Here is a 19,622-nt window from a genome sequence, read left to right as displayed (position 1 = left end):
TGGAGTAAGTATGAAAACGAAAGTGGCTGCCATATATGGTAAGCAGGATATTCGGATCCGCGAATTTGAGTTGCCTGCAATTACAGATAACGAATTGTTAGTAAACGTAATATCCGATAGCGTTTGTTTATCCACCTGGAAAGCGGCGGCTTTGGGGAGCGAGCATAAACGCGTGCCGGACGATCTGGAAAATCATCCGGTTATTACCGGACATGAATGTGCAGGTATCATTGTTGAGGTAGGAAAAAACCTGACGGATAAATATAAGAAAGGTCAGCGTTTTGTGTTGCAACCCGCGATGGGATTGCCAAGTGGATATTCCGCGGGATACAGCTACGAATATTTTGGCGGTAATGCGACATATATGATTATCCCGGAAGTGGCGATTAATCTGGGATGCGTTTTACCTTACCACGGCTCTTATTTTGCCGCCGCCTCATTGGCAGAACCAATGTGCTGCATTATTGGCGCGTATAACGCGAATTTTCACACCACACCTTACGTTTATGAGCATCGCATGGGGATTAAGCCAGGCGGAAGCATTGCGCTTCTGGCCTGCGCCGGGCCGATGGGTATAGGCGCAATTGATTATGCCATTAACGGCAGTATTCAGCCGTCACGTGTGGTGGTGGTCGATATTGATGAAGCACGACTGGCGCAGGCTAAAAAACTGTTGCCGGTTGAGCTGGCGGCAGAAAAAGGGATTGAACTTATCTATGTGAACACGACCGGCATGGATTCTCCGACCACGATGCTGCGTGCGTTAACTCATGACGCAGGTTTTGATGATGTCTTTGTGTATGCGGCAGTACCTGCAGTCATTGAAATGGCCGATGATTTACTCGCGGAAGATGGCTGCCTGAATTTCTTTGCTGGTCCGACGGACAGCAACTTTAAAGTGCCGTTTAATTTTTACAACGTGCACTACAACAGCACTCACGTTGTCGGAACCTCTGGTGGTTCAACGGATGATATGAAGGAGGCTATTGCGCTCAGTGCAACCGGCCAGCTACAACCCTCGTTTATGGTGACGCACATTGGCGGCCTTGATGCGGTTCCGGAAACCGTATTGAATTTACCGGCAATTCCTGGCGGTAAAAAGCTGATATATAACGGCGTAACCATGCCGCTAACCGCCATTGCTGATTTTGCCGAGAAAGGGAAAACTGACCCATTATTCAAAGAGCTGGCGCTGCTGGTGGAGGAAACGCGCGGCATCTGGAACGAAAAGGCAGAAAAATACTTGTTGGCACACTTCGGCGTTGATATCGGGGAGGCGGCGATATGATGTCGCTGGCATGGCCGCTATTTCGTATCACGGAGCAGGCTGCGCTGGCAGCCTGGCCGCAAACCGGGTGCGGCGATAAAAACAAGATTGATGGTCTGGCCGTGACGGCAATGCGCGAAGCATTGAACAGTGTAGCCATCCGCGGACGAATCGTCATTGGCGAAGGGGAGATTGATCGCGCCCCGATGCTGTGGATTGGTGAGGAAGTGGGAACTGGCGCTGGACCTGAGGTCGATATTGCCGTCGATCCTATTGAAGGCACGCGAATGGTGGCGATGGGGCAATGCAATGCGCTGGCTGTCATGGCGTTTGCCCCTCGCGGGAGTTTGTTACACGCCCCTGATATGTACATGAAAAAACTGGTTGTAAATCGGTATGCAAAAGGGGCGATTAATCTGGCGCTGCCGTTGGCAGACAATCTGCGCAATGTGGCTGAGGTGTTGGACAAACCGCTGGAGCGACTGCGGATGGTGACGCTGGATAAACCGCGTCTTCAACCGGCGATTGCCGAAGCGACAAGACTTGGCGTCAAAGTCTTTGCGCTGCCCGACGGCGATGTAGCCGCAAGCGTGTTGGCCTGTATGCAGGAAAATCCCTATGACCTGATGTATACCATTGGGGGGGCACCTGAAGGGGTTATTTCAGCTTGTGCAGTTAAAGCGCTGGGGGGCGACATGCAGGCTGAACTGATTGATTTTTGCGCGGCGAAAGGAGATAGCGCAGATAATCGTCTGATTGCGGCACAGGAACGTCAGCGCTGCATGGAAATGGGCGTCGAGATTAACCGTATCTATGCGCTCGACGAACTGGTAGGGGGAAATAAGATCCTCTTCAGCGCGACGGGGGTCACGGGCGGCGATCTTGTGAAAGGGATCCAACAGGTTGCGAATGGTGTGCGCACGCAAACTTTACTGATCGGCGGCGCGGATCGAACGTGTAATATAATAGACTCTCTGCATTCATGGTGATTTATCGGATAACTAATGACGACGCTGACAGAAGACGATGTGCTTGAGCAACTGGATGCTCAAAATAATTTACTTTCGTTTATGACGACGGCACATAACATTTTGCTCCAGGGCATTAAGCGCTTTCTGCCGTCGCTGTTCGTTAATAACGATGAAGAGATCGTGGAATATGCAGTGAAGCCGTTGCTCGCTCAGAGTGGACCGCTTGACGATATCGACGTTGCGTTACGTCTGATTTATGCGCTGGGAAAAATGGATAAATGGCTTTATGCCGACATCACCCATTTTTCCCAGTTTTATCAGTACCTGAACGAGCAGGATAATATTCCCGGTTTTGCCGATGACATCACCTGGGATTTTGTCAGCAACGTGAACAGTATTACCCGCAACGCAACGCTGTACGGCGCGCTGGAGTCAATGAAATTTGCCGACTTTGCTGCGTGGTCCGAGGTGCGCTTTAGCGCAATGGTCAAGACGGCAATGACGCTGGCGGTGACGGCGATTTTAAAGGAATTAACGCCGTGAAAATCGAACTAACGGTGAATGGGCTCCAGGTTGAAGCACATTACCATGATGATGAGATAGAGAACGTCCACAAACCGTTATTACAGCAACTGGCAAAAATACAGGCCGCTAATCCGCAGCGACGTACGATAGTTTTTCTCTGCGCGCCACCGGGTACGGGTAAATCGACGCTGACCACCTTCTGGGAATATCTCTGCGCTCAGGATCCTTGTCTGCCGGAGATCCAGACGCTGCCGATGGATGGCTTCCATCACTACAACAGCTGGCTGGATGCCCATAACCTGCGGGCATACAAAGGTGCGCCGGAAACCTTTGATGTGGATAAGCTTGCGCAGAATCTACGCCAGATAAGGGAAGGGGAAGGCTTCTGGCCGCAATACGATAGGCAAAAGCACGATCCGGTCGAAGAGGCCATACGGGTGACTGCGCCGATGGTGATTGTGGAGGGAAACTGGTTATTGCGCAATGATGACAGATGGCGAGCGTTAGCCGAGTTTTGTGATTACTCGTTGTTTATTCGCGCTCCAGCCAATGCGCTGCGTACGAGACTGGTAGGCCGTAAACTGGCTGGCGGACTCTCACAAGCTGACGCTGAGGCATTTTATGAGCGTACCGACGGACCGAATGTTCGTCGGGTGCTGGAAGATAGCCTGCCAGCAGATCTTATGCTGGAGATGTCGCTTGAGGGCGCATATCGGACGGCGTGAGATTTTTGTTGTGTAGCCGTACTACGCGCGAAAAATGGCGCTGCGTAAATGCAGCGTCATGACTGATCGCTACAACGCTGGCACCACGCGCACGACACACTGCCAGCCAGTTTTCGAAGACGCCAAGCCAGTGCGCATCAAAGTCCCGGCTGGGCTCATCCAGCAGTAGAATAGTGGGGGCGAGGGCTTCCAGGCTGGCGACGGCAACCATGCGTCGTTGTGCAGTATGCAGATCGAGCGGGTGCACGCCGGCGACATCCTCTAACTGACATAATTGCAGCGCCGCCATTGTGCGTTGCGCAATTTCAGTCGCCGGAAGCTTCTGTAGCCGTAATCCGAATGCGACTTCCTCTGCAACCTTGCTGTGAAAAATTTGATTCTCCGCCTCCTGAAACAATACGCCGAGCACCCTGGCACGCTCCCGATTTTTCAGTTGCGCAATCGCGCGATTCTGCACGGTTATTGTGCCGGATGAAGGCGTCAGTAGCCCGGCCATGATGCGCAGAAGCGTGGATTTTCCTGCCCCATTATCGCCCGTTAGCGCCAGCCATTCACCCTCCTGGAGTTCCAGCGAAATATTGTGTAAGCAGTCATCGGCGGCGTTCGGCCAGCGAAAACTGACCTGGTCTAGCGTTAGCATAGTGGTGACAATGCTCCGTCGCGCAGCTGCCATGCCTGCTGGCAGTAGCTGAGAAAAGGTGAAGGGTTGCGTTCGAAAAGTATTACCAAAGCATGTCGTTCCTGTGCCCATTGTTGCAGTCGCGCCAGCAGCATTGCCGTGGCTTGCGCCGTCAGGCGGCTGAACGCTTCATCCAGAATCAATATTTTCGGCTGCATGGCGAGTGCGCTGGCAATGACTACCCGTTGGGTTTCCCCGCCGGAAAGGGTACCGGGATGACGATGGCGCAGGGGCTGACATTCTGTCAGCGTCAGGGCGGCATCTATGCGCTGCATAATTTCAACCTCAGTAAGGCAGAGATTTTCCGGGCCAAATGCCACTTCTTCCTCCACGCTGAAAGTACAACCTGAAAGCTGCAGGTAAGGTGACTGCTGCACAAGCTGGATGGTACTCGACTGCTCGACCAGCGACAGTTGCCCGATGGGATTACCCAGGAGCGTGCCTGTGCCTTCAATATCTCCCGGAAGGAAATCGGGGTACCAGCCAGCCATCAGCTGCGCCAGTGTGCTTTTCCCGCTGCCGTTCTCGCCAAAAACAGCCACCATACCCGGTCTGGCGTAATGGAAGTCGTAACAGACGGATGGCCGCATAGCGTGCGTTGGAATATAGCGAAACTGCTCTAACGTAACCATATCCAGACTCCGGTCTCAACCGCCATCAGAACTGCCATGCCGTAGCGGGCCAGACGTTGTAAGGTGCTGTCTGGCGGCGCCCAAAGCGTGGTGCGAGTGAGATGCAGGCGAAATCCCCGCATATCGAGCGCTGCACCGCGAACGGCCAGGTCATTGAGCGCGTTATGGGTAAGCGGCACAATCAATGCCGGCATGGCGCGTAAACGCTGGTACCAGGACTCATCCAGCGGTACGCCGCGTGCGCGCTGAGCCTCATGAATTATTGCCAGCTGTCGTTTGAGTTGTTCAACCACCAGCAGCGGGCCAGCAAACAGGTAGGCAACGCCTGGTGGCAGACGGGAAGCGAACAGGGCACGCATAAAGCGCGAAACCGGTACGTACTGCATCCATATCTGCGATGTCGACACAATGGCCAGGATCCTCAGCCAGAGCGTAACGGCATTGGCCCAGCGCTCTGGCGTGCGTGGCTGTCCGCTAATCCACTCGGTAAGCCATCCGCCGTGTACCAGCCATAACCCCAGCCCTAAGGGGATCATCAGCCAAAGTACGTATTTCGCTCGCGACCGCGTAGCCTTCATACATAACAAACTGACGAACGTCGCGGCGCCGTACAAGCTGAGCGGCACTCCGGCTGGCAGCAGGAGCGTGGAGCAGGCGGCAAGCGCCCACAGAGTTAACGACGTAAACGGATGCATTTAGCGCACGGCAGACATCGTAGGGAAATGACGCGTGGTGCGCAGCGGAAGTTGTCGCAGCAGCACCCAGACGATGATTGCCGTGAGGATTTTATCGACCAGATTCGCTCCGATGACGGTGATGGCGACGGACTCCACCAGGTTCTGACCGACCGAGTGCATCCAGGCAACAAAAAGATCGGCACCGCTGCCAGTGACGCCGCCAAACAGGGTCGTGCGAATCGGCACGGCAACGAGGGTCACGGCAAGTGTGATGATCACGCCGCTGACCACGACTTTGGGTAAGGTGCGAAACCATCCAGCCCGTGCCAGCCAACCGGCAACCAGTCCAATAACCATCGCCACAGGCGCGAAGGCGGCGGCAATAGGATCGGTCAAAAGCCCCCACAACAGGTTAGTGAGTAATCCGGTTAGCATCCCCACGACCGGGCCTAACAGCACCGCGCTGATCAACGTGCCAATCGAGTCGAGAAAAATAGGCAATTTCAACATGCTGATGAGTTGCCCGCCGACCATGTTGATGGCGATAGCAATGACAATAAGTACCAGAGACTGGCTGGAAAATTGGCGACGCGCCATAGAAGACCTCGAATAAGTGAAGCGTTAGCGGGATGAAATAACCAGTTCGTCATAACCGGAGACGGCGCAGGGCTGTCGGCTGAATGCCAGAGACGCCAACTCGCCAATCACCAGTTCCAGCGTGGTTCGCACGGTACAACCCGGCATCATGTGTCCGCCCAGCATTGCGCCGTGCTGGTCGGCAATCGCCAGATGGAGATGCTCGCCGGTAAGTTCCAGCGTGCCGTTCAGAGAGATAATTTCCCACGTCCCCGTGTGTAATGTGGTTTCTTCACATCCGGCGAAGCGCAGAGCAACGTTGGTCAAACTGCCGGTGCAACCCGCTATCCAGGCTGCCTGTAGTTGATGTTGCTGGATAAACGCATGTAGCGCTGAAAAGACTTCCTCGCCGGGTAGTAAACGCAGCGCATGAAAGCGAGCTTCAGATGGTTGGGAATAGAATGTTGTCATAGTTGAGGAACTCCGAGACTCGGACGTAGCGCTGATAATATAGACGCGGGTTAAGGCGCTTTCTGATATAAATCAGGATTTGTGACATGGCAATGAAATAATCTTGCTACGGTTATTCGTAATTCTGGAATATGGAATAAAAGTCGCGTTGAAGGACGTTAAAATGTGACGTAAGTCAGATAACTGTGTTCTGTTGCTGGACAATCATTCCTTTTATTCCTCGTTTCGCTTATTCTAGCTGAAGCGTTTCAGTCGATTAAATGTTCGACAATTAACCAATTAGTCGCAGTTTGCGACAGGTAAGGTTTCCCTGAGCGATTTGCTGCATTACTCTGTCTGCCACATCGTTTCTGAGAAATCCTTGCAGGAGACCTATGACCGTACGCGTAGCGATTAATGGTTTCGGTCGCATCGGACGCAACGTGGTTCGTGCTTTGTATGAATCCGGGCGTCGGGCGGAAATCACCGTGGTGGCAATCAACGAACTGGCGGATGCTGCAGGCATGGCGCATTTGTTGAAATATGACACCAGCCATGGGCGTTTTGCCTGGGATGTTCGTCAGGAACGAGACCAGCTCATCGTTGGCGATGACGCGATCCGCATTCTGCATGAGCGAACGCTCGATGCGCTTCCATGGCGCGAACTGGGTGTCGACGTTGTGCTGGATTGTACGGGGGTCTTCGGCAGTCGCGAACACGGAGAGGCGCATATTGCCGCCGGCGCAAAGAAAGTGCTCTTTTCACATCCTGGTAGTCACGACATCGACGCAACCGTTGTGTTTGGCGTTAATCAGGATCAGCTGCGCGCTGAGCACCGGATCGTTTCCAATGCCTCCTGCACCACGAATTGTATAATACCCGTCATTAAATTGCTGGATGATGCTTACGGCATTGAGTCTGGTACCGTCACCACGATCCACTCCGCGATGCACGATCAGCAGGTTATTGATGCTTATCATCCTGACTTGCGTCGCACACGAGCGGCCAGTCAGTCGATCATTCCGGTTGATACTAAACTGGCGGCGGGCATCACGAGAATTTTCCCGCAGTTTAACGATCGTTTTGAAGCGATTGCGGTGCGTGTACCAACCATAAATGTGACGGCGATCGACTTAAGCGTGACGGTGAAAAAACCAGTAAAAGCCAGTGAAGTCAACCAGTTGCTGCAAAAAGCAGCACAGGGTGCATTTCATGGTATAGTTGACTATACGGAATTACCGTTGGTCTCTGTAGATTTTAACCACGACCCGCACAGCGCCATCGTTGATGGTACGCAAACGCGCGTGAGTGGCGCTCACCTGATCAAAACGCTGGTCTGGTGTGATAATGAATGGGGCTTTGCTAACCGTATGCTCGACACGACGTTAGCGATGGCTGCTATTGGTTTCAGGCTCGACGCTTGAGCGTCGACAAAACTTTATGAATCAACGAGAGGATTCACCATGTCTGTAATTAAGATGACCGATCTGGATCTGGCTGGTAAACGCGTTTTTATCCGTGCGGACCTGAACGTACCAGTTAAAGAAGGGAAAGTAACCAGCGATGCACGTATTCGTGCTTCCCTGCCGACCATCGAACTGGCCCTGAAACAGGGTGCTAAAGTGATGGTAACTTCCCACCTGGGTCGTCCTACCGAAGGCGAGTACAACGAAGAATTCTCTCTGCTGCCGGTTGTTAACTACCTGAAAGACAAACTGTCTGCTCCGGTTCGCCTGGTAAAAGATTACCTGGACGGCGTTGAAGTCGCTGCCGGTGAACTGGTTGTTCTGGAAAACGTTCGCTTTAACAAAGGCGAGAAGAAAGACGACGAAGCACTGTCCAAAAAATATGCTGCTCTGTGCGACGTATTCGTTATGGATGCTTTCGGTACCGCTCACCGTGCGCAGGCGTCTACTCACGGTATCGGTAAATTCGCCGATGTAGCTTGTGCAGGTCCGCTGTTGGCTGCCGAGCTGGATGCACTGGGTAAAGCGCTGAAAGAACCTGCTCGTCCGATGGTTGCTATCGTTGGTGGTTCTAAAGTTTCTACCAAACTGACCGTTCTGGACTCCCTGTCAAAAATCGCTGACCAGCTGATTGTTGGCGGTGGTATCGCGAACACCTTCGTTGCTGCTCAAGGCCACAACGTGGGCAAATCTCTGTACGAAGCAGATCTCGTTGACGAAGCTAAGCGTCTGCTGACCACTTGCGACATTCCGGTTCCGACCGACGTTCGCGTAGCGACTGAATTCTCTGAAACCGCACCGGCTACTCTGAAATCCGTTAGCGACGTTAAAGAAGACGAACAGATCCTGGACATCGGCGACGCTTCTGCACAGCAGTTGGCTGACATCCTGAAGAATGCGAAAACCATTCTGTGGAACGGCCCGGTTGGCGTGTTCGAATTCCCGAACTTCCGCAAAGGTACTGAAATCGTTGCTAATGCCATCGCAGACAGCGAAGCGTTCTCTATCGCAGGCGGCGGTGACACCCTGGCAGCAATCGACCTGTTCGGCATTGCTGACAAAATCTCCTACATCTCTACTGGCGGCGGCGCATTCCTCGAATTCGTCGAAGGTAAAGTACTGCCAGCAGTAGCCATGCTCGAAGAGCGTGCTAAAAAGTAAGAATTTAATGGGCAGGGAAACCTGCCCTTATTTTAGCGCGCTTTAGGGCGCGCGCCCTTTCCAAGGCCGAAGATACAGGACTCGTAAAATGTCTAAAATTTTTGATTTCGTAAAACCAGGCGTAATCACTGGTGATGACGTACAGAAAGTTTTCCAGGTAGCTAAAGAAAACAACTTTGCTCTGCCAGCTGTTAACTGCGTGGGTACCGACTCCATCAACGCCGTTTTGGAAACTGCTGCAAAAGTTAAAGCGCCGGTAATCGTACAATTCTCCAACGGTGGTGCTTCTTTCATCGCGGGTAAAGGCGTGAAGTCCGACATTCCTCAGGGTGCTGCAATCCTGGGTGCTATCTCTGGCGCGCATCACGTTCACCAGATGGCTGAGCACTACGGTGTTCCGGTTATCCTGCACACTGACCACTGCGCGAAGAAACTGCTGCCGTGGATCGACGGTCTGCTGGACGCGGGTGAAAAACACTTCGCAGCAACCGGCAAACCGCTGTTCTCTTCTCATATGATCGACCTGTCTGAAGAGTCTCTGGAAGAGAACATCGAAATCTGCTCCAAATATCTGGCACGCATGTCCAAAATGGGCATGACTCTGGAAATCGAACTGGGTTGCACCGGTGGTGAAGAAGACGGTGTGGATAACAGCCACATGGACGCTTCTGCACTGTACACCCAGCCGGAAGACGTTGATTACGCGTACACTGAGCTGAGCAAAATCAGCCCGCGTTTCACCATCGCTGCGTCCTTCGGTAACGTACACGGCGTTTACAAGCCAGGTAACGTCGTTCTGACCCCGACCATCCTGCGCGATTCTCAGGACTATGTTTCTAAGAAACATAACCTGCCGCACAACAGCCTGAACTTCGTCTTCCACGGCGGTTCCGGTTCTACTGCTCAGGAAATTAAAGACTCCGTAAGCTACGGCGTAGTGAAAATGAACATCGACACCGATACCCAATGGGCTACCTGGGAAGGCGTTCTGAACTACTACAAAGCAAACGAAGCTTACCTGCAGGGCCAGTTGGGCAACCCGAAAGGCGAAGATCAGCCGAACAAGAAATACTACGATCCGCGCGTATGGCTGCGTGCTGGTCAGGCAACCATGATCACCCGTCTGGAACAGGCTTTCAAAGAACTGAACGCGGTTGACGTTCTGTAATTTACGCCGTTCCACGTGACATGAGGCCCGCAAATGCGGGCCTTTTTTATTTCAATGTGCTGCTGGCAGAGGATTCTGTGATCTGTTTGGCAAAATCCGAGTTTATTGTTTACCCTTGTCAGGTTGCCAGTCCCGTCAGGGCGGCTTTATTTCTCCCGTTTGGGTAAGCAAAAAAGGAATAGTAAATGGAAGATTTGAATGTTGTCGACAGCATAAACGGTGCGGGCACCTGGCTGGTGCGGAACCAGGAACTGCTGTTGAGCTATGCCGTCAACATCGTTGCGGCTATCGCGATTGTCATTATCGGTATGATCGTGGCACGCATTGTATCAAATACCGTTAACCGCCTGATGCTGGCGCGTAAAATTGATGCCACCGTTGCCGACTTCCTTTCTGCACTGGTGCGTTACGGTATTATCGCTTTCACGCTGATTGCCGCTTTGGGCCGTGTTGGGGTGCAAACTGCCTCGGTGATAGCCGTTCTCGGTGCCGCAGGTTTAGCCGTCGGTCTGGCGTTGCAAGGTTCGCTGTCCAACCTCGCTGCAGGCGTGCTGCTGGTGATGTTCCGTCCGTTCCGTGCGGGTGAGTATGTCGATCTCGGCGGCGTAGCGGGAACCGTGCTCAACGTGCAGATTTTCTCCACCACCATGCGTACTGTTGACGGTAAGATTGTAGTGATCCCGAATGGTAAAATTATTGCCGGGAACATCATTAACTTCTCTCGCGAGCCGGTTCGTCGTAACGAATTTATTATCGGCGTGGCTTACGACTCCGATATCGATCAGGTGAAAAAAATTCTCACCGATATCATCCAGTCGGAAGATCGCATTCTTAAAGATCGTGAAATGACGGTTCGCCTGAATGAGCTGGGGGCTTCCTCAATTAACTTTGTCGTACGCGTCTGGAGCAACAGCAGCGATCTGCAAAGCGTCTACTGGGACGTGCTGGAACGCATTAAGCGCGAGTTCGATGCCAATGGTATCAGCTTCCCGTATCCGCAGATGGATGTGAATTTCAAACGCGTGAAAGAGAGCGCTGTAGAGTAATTACGCGCCCGGAGGCGCTTTCGCTTTCCGGGCCGACAAAACTTCCTTTCCATTAATTTCCCTAATCTCCGATTAAAATTATCAATTTCCGCTAATGATTTTCTCGCGCTATAGTCTGCTCCTAAGAGAAATAGTTCGGGATAATTAACGTGTTATCGTATTACTTTCAAGGGCTTGCGCTTGGTGCGGCCATGATACTTCCGCTTGGTCCGCAAAATGCTTTCGTGATGAACCAAGGGATTCGTCGCCAGTATCACATCATGATTGCTTTACTCTGCGCTATAAGCGATTTAGTGCTGATTTGTGCGGGGATCTTTGGCGGTAGCGCCTTGCTGATGCAGTCGCCGTGGCTGATGGCGCTGGTCACTTGGGGCGGTGTGGCGTTTCTGCTCTGGTATGGTTTTGGTGCGCTAAAAACGGCGATGAGCAGTAATCTGGAACTGGCCAGCGCCGAAGTAATGAAGCAGGGGCGTTGGAAAATCATCGCCACCATGCTGGCGGTGACCTGGCTCAACCCACACGTTTATCTGGATACTTTTGTGGTGCTGGGGAGTCTGGGGGGGCAACTGGACGTGGAGCCAAAGCGCTGGTTTGCGCTGGGTACCGTTAGCGCATCTTTCCTGTGGTTCTTCGGTCTGGCATTGCTGGCGGCCTGGCTGGCTCCGCGTCTGCGTACTGCTAAAGCGCAGCGCATCATCAATACGCTGGTAGGATTAGTGATGTGGTTTATCGCTTTTCAACTGGCAAAAGAAGGTGTTGCGCACGTTCATGCGTTGTTCAACTAAGTGTTGTCTGATGGACAACGCGGCGAGATCGGCTAAGCTTGCCTGCATGTGCCCTGAGTTTCGGGGTAATTAATGAAACATGGAGGAACGACCGTGAAGTTCAAAATAATGGCCCTGGCGGCATTAGTCGGATTCAGCGCACTATCGGTACAGGCAAATGAGTTGCCAAATGGACCGCACATCGTGACTTCCGGAACGGCAAGCGTGGATGCGACCCCAGACATCGCCACGCTGGCAATTGAAGTGAACGTTGCTGCCAAGGATGCGGCTTCAGCGAAGAAGCAGGCCGATGAGCGCGTGGCGCAATATCTGTCCTTCCTTGAACAGAACCAGATAGCGAAGAAAGATATTAGCGCGGCCAACCTGCGTACCCAGCCGGACTACGACTACCAGAATGGTAAAAGTATTCTCAAAGGGTATCGTGCGGTGCGTACCGTTGAAGTCACACTGCGCCAACTGGACAAGCTCAACGCTCTGCTCGATGGCGCGCTGAAAGCAGGTCTGAATGAGATCCGTTCGGTATCGCTGGGCGTTGCCCAACCGGATGCTTACAAAGATAAAGCGCGTAAAGCGGCAATTGATGATGCAATTCACCAGGCTGAACAGCTGGCTGCGGGCTTTAACAGCAAACTGGGTCCCGTTTACAGCGTACGCTACCACGTTTCCAATTATCAGCCGAGCCCAATGGTTCGGATGATGAAAGCCGATGCCGCGCCTGCTGTCTCTGCTCAGGAAACTTACGAACAGCCGGTTATTCAGTTTGACGATCAGGTTGATGTCGTCTTCCAGATTGAGCCGACGGCGGGGCAGCCAGCCTCAACGCCTGCTAAAACTCAGTAATCGTTCCAGACCCGGCTTTCCAGCCGAGTTTTTTCTGTGAGCAACTGTAAAAATGAGACTTCACATCCGGTCTTTTTTTTCGCCGTAATGAGGATAGGCCATAGCGATTTTTAAGGGGATGCTATGGATATTTTTATCTCAAAAAAGATGCGTAATTTCATTCTGCTGGCGCAAACCAATAACATCGCCAGAGCGGCAGAAAAAATACATATGACCGCATCACCTTTCGGTAAAAGCATTGCCGCACTGGAAGATCAAATCGGCTATACGCTGTTTACCCGCAAAGACAACAACATCAGCCTGAATAAAGCCGGACAGGAGCTGTATCAGAAGCTGTTTCCCGTTTATCAGCGCCTTTCTGCCATTGATAACGAAATCCATAACGCTTCTCGCCGCTCGCGGGAAATCGTCATCGGCATCGACAATACCTACCCGACGATTATTTTTGACCAGTTGATCAGCCTTGGCGATAAGTATGATGGCGTGACGGCCCAGGCCGTTGAATTCAGCGAGAATGGGGTAATTGATAACCTGTTCGACCGTAAACTGGATTTTATTATCTCACCGCAGCATGTTTCTCCGCGCGTGCAGGAGCTGGAAAATCTGGCGATCAGCGAACTGTCTCCGCTGCGTCTGGGGTTCCTCGTTTCCCGGCGCTACGAAGAAAAACAGCCGCAGGACCTACTTCGCGAGCTTCCCTGGCTGCAAATGCGCTTCCAGAATCGCGCCAACTTTGAGGCGATGCTGGATGCTTACATGCGACCCTGTGGGATCAACCCGACGATTATCTACCGTCCGTACAGCTTCATGGCCAAGATTAGCGCGGTGGAGCGTGGGCAGTTTTTGACGGTGATCCCGCATTTCGCCTGGCGCCTGGTGAACCCGTCTACGCTGAAATATTTCGATGCGCCAGGTAACCCAATGTACATGCAGGAGTTTCTTTATTCGCTGAAAAATCATCGCTATACCGCCACCATGCTCCAGCATATTGCTGAAGATCGTGACGGTACGGCAAGCTAACCGAGCATTGAGCCTGTTTCCAGAAGGTTGCGATGCAGATCGAACGCATGGCTGAGATCGTGATGGATATGCCCGCCGGGCGCTTTTTCCAGATAGCGGTGCAAATAATCTCTGTAAAGCGGATGCGCACAGTTATCAATAATCGTGTGCGCCCGCTGCATCGGAGATAACCCGCGCAGATCGGCAATCCCTTGTTCGGTCACAATCACCTTAACGCTATGTTCGCTGTGGTCGACATGACTACACATCGGTACGATGGTTGAGATTTTCCCACCCTTGGCAATCGACGGCGCCATAAAGATAGAAAGGTAGGCGTTGCGCTCGAAATCTCCGCTACCACCGATGCCGTTCATCAGGTTCACGCCCGCAACGTGCGTGGAATTGGCATGGCCGTAGATATCAAACTCCAGGCCAACGTTGAGCGCAATGACCCCCAGTCGACGAATGATTTCCGGGTTATTGGAAATCTCCTGCGGGCGCAGCACAATTCGGCTGGCGAAGAAGTCCATGTTGTCGTAAATCTTCTGTAGCGACGGGGCTGAAATGGTCAGACTGGAAGCGCTGGCGCCAGTTATCTTGCCTGTTTCCAGCAGATGTACCACCGACTCCTGCAACACCTCCGAATACATCATAAAGGGCGGAATATCCGGATTCTCCCCCAGTCGCGCCATCACCGCGTTGTTGATATTACCCACGCCGCTTTGTAAGGGCAGAAACTCAGCTGGAATGCGTTTGTGCGCCATTTCTGCCAACAGAAAAGTGACCACGTTATCGGCAATTTGTTGGCTGACCGGATTGGTTTTATCTGACGCTTTTCCGGCATCGGGCAGTTCGGTATCCACCACCGCAACCACTTTCCTGGGGTCTATCTGCACGCACTGGCTACCCACGCGATCCATGGTATGAAAAATGGGCACGCTGTTACGCCGCGGCGGTGCGCCGGGTATTACGATGTCGGCAAACTCTGCCACGCGCGGATTATGGTAATGATTCAGCTCGATAATCACCTTTTTGGCCTGCAGAAGCCACGTGGGCGCGTTACCAATACCGCTGGAAAGCCAAATCCGGCCGTCTGGCGCAATAGCGGAGGCTTCAATAACGGCAACGTCGATCTCGCCAAAAAAGCCGTAATTAACCATCTGTGCGACCTCGCTCAAATGGAGATCGACAAACCTCACCTGGCCCTGGTTAATTTTCTCTCGCAGGCCAGAGGATGTTTGATAAGGCGCACGCCAGGAAACGGCATCCGCCGCAGACAGGGCATCATCAGCAGCGGCACCAATTGATGCTCCGGTCAGCAGGCGGATCTGAAAAGGCTGCCCGGTCTGATGTTGCTCACAGGCGCGTTGGGCAATTGCGGTGGGTAACGCTTTTGGCGAACCCGCGGGGGTAAAGCCGCTGAACGCCACCATATCATCGTGCTGGATAATTTCTGCCGCTTGTTCTGCGCTCATCCGTTTCATGGCCGTCTCCTTCCTCGGACGTGATTAATGGCCGACAAAATTAGGTTTACGTTTTTCCATAAACGCGTTCATCCCTTCCTGATAATCCTCGCTGTCGTACACCGCGCGGCGCATGCCCTGAATACGCTCAAATTCGTCTGAGTTCATGGTGTGCGCTTCCCCCAGCACGCGCAGTTCTTCTTTGATGACGGCGATTGCCAGCGGCGCTTTTTCCGAGATGTGGTGCGCCATTTGCAGGGTGAAATCTTCCAGTTCCTCGGCGGGAACAACATGGTTGAGGATCCCGACCGCCATGGCGCGTTGAGCGGTGATGGGCGAAGCGGTAAAAATCAGCTCTTTAACGATGTGAAAACCGGCGTCGCGCGTCAGGTTGTGAATGCCTACCAGGTTATACGGCACACCGAGGTTGACCGGAGTCATCGAGAAGGTGGAGGTTTCAGCAGCGATGATCAGATCGGAACTCATGATCATTTCAAACGCGCCGCCCCAGACGCTGCCTTCGACCATAGAGATCACCGGCTTCGGATATTTTTGGATCATGCGGGTGATCTGACGCAACGGATCATCATAAGACAGCGGATCGCGACGTCCGGTGGGGAGTTCATGAATATCATGTCCGGCAGAGAACACCTTAGCCCCGCTCGGTGCGCGCAGAATGATGCAGCGAATTTCCGCACGATTGAGGTCGCTCAGCGCCTGCATCAGATCGTCAATAAACACTTTGCTCAGGGCATTGAGCTTGCGGGCGTAGTTGAACTCAATAACCGCGACTTTCTGGATGATGACCACGTTGACGTATTGATAAGACATAATGTTCTCTTTAGTGAAAGTAATGATGCTGGATAAATTCGCTGATATGCCGCAGACCGGTGCGCGGCGACAGATCGTTATTTTTGACGGCCTGTAGCGTCTGCTGGAAATAGCGGTCAAAATCAGTACGGGCAAACAGCAGATGCAGTGCTTCTTCTTCAGCCTGATGGTGTAACCAGTCCACCGCCTGCTGCTGGCGGACTTTTTCCAGTCGACCGCTGGCGGTAATGCATGTTTTAAAGTCGGTTATCGCCTGCCAGACCTCCTCAATACCGCGTTTTTCCAGGGCGCTACAGGTCAGAACCTGTGGCCGCCACTCGTCATATTTGCGGCGCAGAATATGCAGGGCGGATTCGTACATATGACGGGCGATGGCAACGCTGGTACGGTTATCACCGTCGTCTTTGTTGATGACAATCAGATCCGCCATCTCCATCAGGCCTTTTTTGATGCCCTGCAAATCGTCTCCACCGCCGGCAATTTGCAGTGAGATAAAGCAATCCACCATGCCTGCGACTTCGGTTTCTGACTGCCCAACGCCGACGGTTTCCACAATCACCACGTCGAAGCCAGCCGCTTCGCACAGCAGCATTAATTCACGGGCACGCTGGCTGGCGCCACCTAAATGCCCGCTGGACGGAACCGGGCGAATAAACGCAGATTCTGCGCGGGCCAGTTCCGTCATGCGGGTTTTATCACCGAGAATACTGCCGCCGCTGACCGGGCTACTGGGATCCACGGCGATCACCGCCACGCGTAACCCCCGGCGAATTAATAGCATACCGAAGGCTTCCAGAAAGGTACTTTTACCCGCACCCGGCGTGCCGGTGATCCCTAAGCGCAGGGCGTTACCGGTGAACGGCATAATCGCATCCAGCAATTGCGTACTCAGCGGTTGGTGGCGCGGGTGACTACTTTCGACCAGCGTCATTGCCTGGGCGAGCGTAGCCCGTTCGCCAAGTCGCAAGCGGCGGACGGTATCCTCAAGCGTGGCGGCGTTAATCATGATGCTGACTGATTCGGGTTAACACATCACGAACGCTGTCGAGCATTGGTGTGCCGGGGCCATAAATTGCGGCCACGCCATGCTCGTGCAGGAAAGCGTAATCCTGTGGTGGAATTACCCCTCCGGCGACGACGCATATATCCTCGCGTCCCCAACCTTTGAGCGCGGTGACCAGTTCCGGAATTAATGTTTTATGACCCGCCGCCAGCGATGAGGCGCCAACTACATGTACATCGTTTTCTACCGCCAGGCGGGCGATCTCTTCTGGTGTGGAGAACATCGGGCTGAGATCGACGTCGAAGCCGAGATCGGAGTAGGCGCTGGCGATCACTTTCGCGCCGCGATCGTGACCATCTTGCCCCATCTTGGCGATCAGAATGCGCGGGCGGCGGCCATTTTCTGCGAGAAACTGTTCTGTTTGCGCAACAATGGCATCGAACTCATCGGCAGATTTGTCGGACTGGTGGTAGCTTTGCGCAATCACTCCAGTGACGCACTGGCTGGGAACCAGATATCGGTCAAAGGCGGCTTCCAGCGCGTCGGAGATTTCACCGAGCGTGGCGCGAACGCGGGCGGCGTTGACGGCGGCTGCCAGCAGGTTTTCATTATGCTGCGCGGCGTGGGTTAGCGCGGACAGTGCGGCGTTAACGGCATTATTGTCGCGGGTAGCGCGGATATGCTGCAGCGAGGCAATTTGCTCGTTGCGCACCTTCACGTTGTCGATCTCCAGCACCGACGTCTCGTCTTCTTTATCCAGTTTGTACTTATTCACCCCGACGATGACGCGCTTACCCTGGTCGATCAGCGACTGTTCACGTGCGGAGGCTTCTTCGATCATCCGTTTAGGCAATCCGGCTTCGATCGCCTTCGCCATGCCGCCAGCCTCATCTATCTGCCTGATGATCGTGCGCGCTTGCTTCACGATTTGGTCGGTCAGAGATTCGACGTAATACGATCCGGCCAGTGGATCAACAGTGCGGCAGATCTCTGACTCTTCCTGAATGATGATCTGCGTATTACGCGCAATACGGGCGGAGAAATCGGTGGGCAGACCGAGCGCTTCATCAAAGGCGTTGGTATGCAGGGACTGAGTACCGCCAAGCGTGGCGCCGAGCGCTTCAATGGTGGTTCGCACCACGTTGTTGTAGGGGTCCTGCTCAGTCAGGCTCCAGCCGGACGTCTGGCAGTGGGTACGCAGAGCGAGAGATTTCGGGTTGGTGGCACCAAAACTGCTGACCGCTTCGCTCCACAAATATCGCGCCGCGCGCAGCATGGCGACGTTCATAAACAGATCCATGCCGATACCGAAGAAAAACGACAGACGCGGTGCGAAGTCATCAATTTTCAGCCCGGCGGAAAGTGCGGCCTTGATGTATTCAATACCGTCAGCCAGTGTAAACGCCACTTGCTGTACGCAGTTTGCCCCGGCTTCGCCCATGTGATAACCGCTGATGCTGATGGTGTTATAGCGCGGCATATTGCTGGAACACCAGGCGATGATGTCGGCGATAATGCGCATGGAGGGCTTTGGCGGATAAATATAGGTGTTGCGGCACAAGTACTCTTTCAGAATATCGTTCTGAATGGTCCCGGTGAGCTGTTCCGGCGTTACACCTTGTTCTTCAGCAGCGACGATATAAAACGCCAGCACCGGCAGCACAGCGCCGTTCATGGTCATTGATACCGACATCTTATCCAGCGGGATCTGGTCGAACAGTACCTTCATATCCTCGACGGTATCGATCGCCACACCCGCTTTGCCGACGTCACCCGCCACGCGCGGGTTGTCTGAGTCATAACCACGATGGGTGGCAAGGTCAAAGGCGACGGAAAGCCCTTTCTGCCCGGCGGCGAGGTTGCGGCGGTAAAAAGCGTTGGATTCTTTGGCGGTAGAGAAACCGGCGTATTGGCGAATGGTCCACGGCTGCGCTGTATACATGGTGGCGCGTGGACCGCGCACGTAAGGCGGCAGACCGGGGAGGGTGCCTGTTACTTCCAGATTATCGAGGTCCGCTTCGGTGTACAGCGGCTTGATGGCAATCCCTTCCGCCGTCTGTTTTTCCAGGGACTCAACGGTTTTTTCCCGTCGACTGAGTTCTTTGTTGGCGAGTGTTTGCCACTCCTGCACGTTTGCCATTTTCTGCTCCGTATTACGCAATAAGTTGAATCTTTGCGAATACGGTGTGCTTTTTCATTTGGCTTGTCGCCAGCAAAAAATAGCCAACAGGGCGTCGTTTTTTGCCGCGTGGAATATTTTATTTTGTGATGTATTTCAAAGAAGTGGCCGGAATAGCATGAATAGAGGGTAAAGGCTTGTGGGCCGGATAAGGCGTTACGCCGCCATCCGGCACTCTG

Annotated in this window: 20 protein-coding genes; 11 read left to right on the top strand and 9 right to left on the bottom strand. The window is 53.3% G+C overall.

Annotation, left to right across the window (positions count from 1 at the left end; genetic code table 11):
- The first annotated feature begins 10 nt into the window (after nt 1–10).
- The 4 genes from ACU8YC_RS15430 to ACU8YC_RS15415 are packed head-to-tail and all read left to right on the top strand — an operon-like array spanning nt 11 to nt 3,488.
- A complete protein-coding gene (locus ACU8YC_RS15430; protein ID WP_446895513.1) occupies nt 11–1,288 on the top strand; it encodes a zinc-binding dehydrogenase in 1,278 nt (425 codons plus the stop codon).
- Entirely contained in the window at nt 1,285–2,256 is a 972-nt protein-coding gene (glpX, locus tag ACU8YC_RS15425) for a class II fructose-bisphosphatase (RefSeq protein WP_151218343.1), read from the top strand. The genes ACU8YC_RS15430 and glpX overlap by 4 nt, the downstream gene beginning before the upstream one ends.
- A gap of 15 nt (nt 2,257–2,271) precedes the next feature.
- The gene (locus ACU8YC_RS15420) at nt 2,272–2,781 is read left to right on the top strand and encodes an MltR family transcriptional regulator (RefSeq protein ID WP_016154381.1); all 510 of its coding nucleotides are present in this window, start codon (nt 2,272–2,274) and stop codon (nt 2,779–2,781) included.
- Complete coding sequence (locus tag ACU8YC_RS15415) at nt 2,778–3,488, top strand: nucleoside/nucleotide kinase family protein (protein ID WP_151218342.1); 711 nt, start codon at nt 2,778–2,780, stop codon at nt 3,486–3,488. Before ACU8YC_RS15420 ends, ACU8YC_RS15415 begins: the two co-directional genes overlap by 4 nt.
- On the opposite strand, the gene ACU8YC_RS15410 is transcribed toward ACU8YC_RS15415, so the two are convergent.
- Genes ACU8YC_RS15410 through ACU8YC_RS15390 form a run of 5 tightly spaced genes read right to left on the bottom strand, consistent with a single transcriptional unit; the run spans nt 3,445 to nt 6,523 of the window.
- Nucleotides 3,445–4,128 (bottom strand): ABC transporter ATP-binding protein, encoded by a 684-nt coding sequence (locus tag ACU8YC_RS15410; protein ID WP_446895512.1) that lies wholly within the window; start codon nt 4,126–4,128, stop codon nt 3,445–3,447. The two genes, ACU8YC_RS15415 and ACU8YC_RS15410, sit on opposite strands and share 44 nt — an antisense overlap.
- Nucleotides 4,122–4,799: an ABC transporter ATP-binding protein gene (locus tag ACU8YC_RS15405; protein WP_286543918.1), complete on the bottom strand. Its 678-nt coding sequence runs from the start codon at nt 4,797–4,799 to the stop codon at nt 4,122–4,124. The genes ACU8YC_RS15410 and ACU8YC_RS15405 overlap by 7 nt, the downstream gene beginning before the upstream one ends.
- Nucleotides 4,787–5,494 (bottom strand): energy-coupling factor transporter transmembrane component T, encoded by a 708-nt coding sequence (locus ACU8YC_RS15400; protein WP_446895511.1) that lies wholly within the window; start codon nt 5,492–5,494, stop codon nt 4,787–4,789. The genes ACU8YC_RS15405 and ACU8YC_RS15400 overlap by 13 nt, the downstream gene beginning before the upstream one ends.
- Entirely contained in the window at nt 5,495–6,073 is a 579-nt protein-coding gene (locus ACU8YC_RS15395) for an ECF transporter S component (protein ID WP_003027040.1), read from the bottom strand.
- Between the two features lie 24 nt (nt 6,074–6,097).
- Nucleotides 6,098–6,523 carry a PPC domain-containing DNA-binding protein gene (locus tag ACU8YC_RS15390; protein ID WP_187253178.1) on the bottom strand — a complete coding sequence of 142 codons (426 nt, stop codon included), beginning with the start codon at nt 6,521–6,523 and terminating at the stop codon, nt 6,098–6,100.
- 374 nt (nt 6,524–6,897) lie between these two features.
- Here ACU8YC_RS15390 and epd point away from each other — a divergent pair, with 374 nt between their 5' ends.
- From epd to srsR, 7 genes are all read left to right on the top strand, one after another.
- Complete coding sequence (gene epd / locus ACU8YC_RS15385; RefSeq protein WP_003027035.1) at nt 6,898–7,926, top strand: erythrose-4-phosphate dehydrogenase; 1,029 nt, start codon at nt 6,898–6,900, stop codon at nt 7,924–7,926.
- A gap of 39 nt (nt 7,927–7,965) precedes the next feature.
- Nucleotides 7,966–9,129, top strand: coding sequence for a phosphoglycerate kinase (pgk, locus tag ACU8YC_RS15380; RefSeq protein ID WP_003027032.1), 1,164 nt, complete (start codon nt 7,966–7,968; stop codon nt 9,127–9,129).
- Nucleotides 9,130–9,217: 88 nt separating this feature from the next.
- The gene (gene fbaA / locus ACU8YC_RS15375; protein ID WP_151218337.1) at nt 9,218–10,297 is read left to right on the top strand and encodes a class II fructose-bisphosphate aldolase; all 1,080 of its coding nucleotides are present in this window, start codon (nt 9,218–9,220) and stop codon (nt 10,295–10,297) included.
- A gap of 185 nt (nt 10,298–10,482) precedes the next feature.
- Nucleotides 10,483–11,343: a small-conductance mechanosensitive channel MscS gene (locus tag ACU8YC_RS15370; RefSeq protein WP_151218331.1), complete on the top strand. Its 861-nt coding sequence runs from the start codon at nt 10,483–10,485 to the stop codon at nt 11,341–11,343.
- Nucleotides 11,344–11,492: 149 nt separating this feature from the next.
- Entirely contained in the window at nt 11,493–12,128 is a 636-nt protein-coding gene (argO, locus tag ACU8YC_RS15365; protein ID WP_003027005.1) for an arginine exporter ArgO, read from the top strand.
- A gap of 93 nt (nt 12,129–12,221) precedes the next feature.
- Nucleotides 12,222–12,968 (top strand): oxidative stress defense protein, encoded by a 747-nt coding sequence (locus tag ACU8YC_RS15360; RefSeq protein ID WP_151218330.1) that lies wholly within the window; start codon nt 12,222–12,224, stop codon nt 12,966–12,968.
- 123 nt (nt 12,969–13,091) lie between these two features.
- A complete protein-coding gene (gene srsR / locus ACU8YC_RS15355; protein WP_151218329.1) occupies nt 13,092–13,988 on the top strand; it encodes a LysR family transcriptional regulator SrsR in 897 nt (298 codons plus the stop codon).
- On the opposite strand, the gene ACU8YC_RS15350 is transcribed toward srsR, so the two are convergent.
- Genes ACU8YC_RS15350 through scpA form a run of 4 tightly spaced genes read right to left on the bottom strand, consistent with a single transcriptional unit; the run spans nt 13,985 to nt 19,404 of the window.
- Entirely contained in the window at nt 13,985–15,451 is a 1,467-nt protein-coding gene (locus tag ACU8YC_RS15350; protein WP_187253176.1) for an acetyl-CoA hydrolase/transferase family protein, read from the bottom strand. The genes srsR and ACU8YC_RS15350 overlap by 4 nt on opposite strands.
- Nucleotides 15,452–15,475: 24 nt before the next feature.
- Nucleotides 15,476–16,261, bottom strand: a complete 786-nt coding sequence (scpB, locus tag ACU8YC_RS15345; protein WP_005123332.1) for a methylmalonyl-CoA decarboxylase — start codon at nt 16,259–16,261, stop codon at nt 15,476–15,478.
- Nucleotides 16,262–16,271: 10 nt separating this feature from the next.
- The gene (gene meaB / locus ACU8YC_RS15340) at nt 16,272–17,267 is read right to left on the bottom strand and encodes a methylmalonyl Co-A mutase-associated GTPase MeaB (RefSeq protein WP_151218328.1); all 996 of its coding nucleotides are present in this window, start codon (nt 17,265–17,267) and stop codon (nt 16,272–16,274) included.
- A complete protein-coding gene (gene scpA, locus ACU8YC_RS15335) occupies nt 17,260–19,404 on the bottom strand; it encodes a methylmalonyl-CoA mutase (protein ID WP_151218327.1) in 2,145 nt (714 codons plus the stop codon). Before scpA ends, meaB begins: the two co-directional genes overlap by 8 nt.
- Nucleotides 19,405–19,622 lie beyond the last annotated feature (218 nt).

The organism is Citrobacter sp. VF227 (genome assembly GCF_052950715.1).
Note: the sequence above shows the minus strand (reverse complement) of the source record. Positions and strands in the feature narration are given on the sequence as shown.

What these genes read in the sequence shown, in the direction of transcription:
- ACU8YC_RS15400 (WP_446895511.1), bottom strand. Translation starts at nt 5,494, where the DNA reads ATGCATCCGTTTACGTCGTTAACTCTGTGGGCGCTTGCCGCCTGCTCC.
- epd (WP_003027035.1), top strand. Translation starts at nt 6,898, where the DNA reads ATGACCGTACGCGTAGCGATTAATGGTTTCGGTCGCATCGGACGCAAC.
- ACU8YC_RS15410 (WP_446895512.1), bottom strand. Translation starts at nt 4,128, where the DNA reads ATGCTAACGCTAGACCAGGTCAGTTTTCGCTGGCCGAACGCCGCCGAT.
- srsR (WP_151218329.1), top strand. Translation starts at nt 13,092, where the DNA reads ATGGATATTTTTATCTCAAAAAAGATGCGTAATTTCATTCTGCTGGCG.
- ACU8YC_RS15430 (WP_446895513.1), top strand. Translation starts at nt 11, where the DNA reads ATGAAAACGAAAGTGGCTGCCATATATGGTAAGCAGGATATTCGGATC.
- pgk (WP_003027032.1), top strand. Translation starts at nt 7,966, where the DNA reads ATGTCTGTAATTAAGATGACCGATCTGGATCTGGCTGGTAAACGCGTT.
- ACU8YC_RS15390 (WP_187253178.1), bottom strand. Translation starts at nt 6,523, where the DNA reads ATGACAACATTCTATTCCCAACCATCTGAAGCTCGCTTTCATGCGCTG.
- scpB (WP_005123332.1), bottom strand. Translation starts at nt 16,261, where the DNA reads ATGTCTTATCAATACGTCAACGTGGTCATCATCCAGAAAGTCGCGGTT.
- ACU8YC_RS15350 (WP_187253176.1), bottom strand. Translation starts at nt 15,451, where the DNA reads ATGAAACGGATGAGCGCAGAACAAGCGGCAGAAATTATCCAGCACGAT.
- scpA (WP_151218327.1), bottom strand. Translation starts at nt 19,404, where the DNA reads ATGGCAAACGTGCAGGAGTGGCAAACACTCGCCAACAAAGAACTCAGT.
- meaB (WP_151218328.1), bottom strand. Translation starts at nt 17,267, where the DNA reads ATGATTAACGCCGCCACGCTTGAGGATACCGTCCGCCGCTTGCGACTT.
- glpX (WP_151218343.1), top strand. Translation starts at nt 1,285, where the DNA reads ATGATGTCGCTGGCATGGCCGCTATTTCGTATCACGGAGCAGGCTGCG.
- fbaA (WP_151218337.1), top strand. Translation starts at nt 9,218, where the DNA reads ATGTCTAAAATTTTTGATTTCGTAAAACCAGGCGTAATCACTGGTGAT.
- ACU8YC_RS15420 (WP_016154381.1), top strand. Translation starts at nt 2,272, where the DNA reads ATGACGACGCTGACAGAAGACGATGTGCTTGAGCAACTGGATGCTCAA.
- ACU8YC_RS15405 (WP_286543918.1), bottom strand. Translation starts at nt 4,799, where the DNA reads ATGGTTACGTTAGAGCAGTTTCGCTATATTCCAACGCACGCTATGCGG.
- ACU8YC_RS15370 (WP_151218331.1), top strand. Translation starts at nt 10,483, where the DNA reads ATGGAAGATTTGAATGTTGTCGACAGCATAAACGGTGCGGGCACCTGG.
- ACU8YC_RS15395 (WP_003027040.1), bottom strand. Translation starts at nt 6,073, where the DNA reads ATGGCGCGTCGCCAATTTTCCAGCCAGTCTCTGGTACTTATTGTCATT.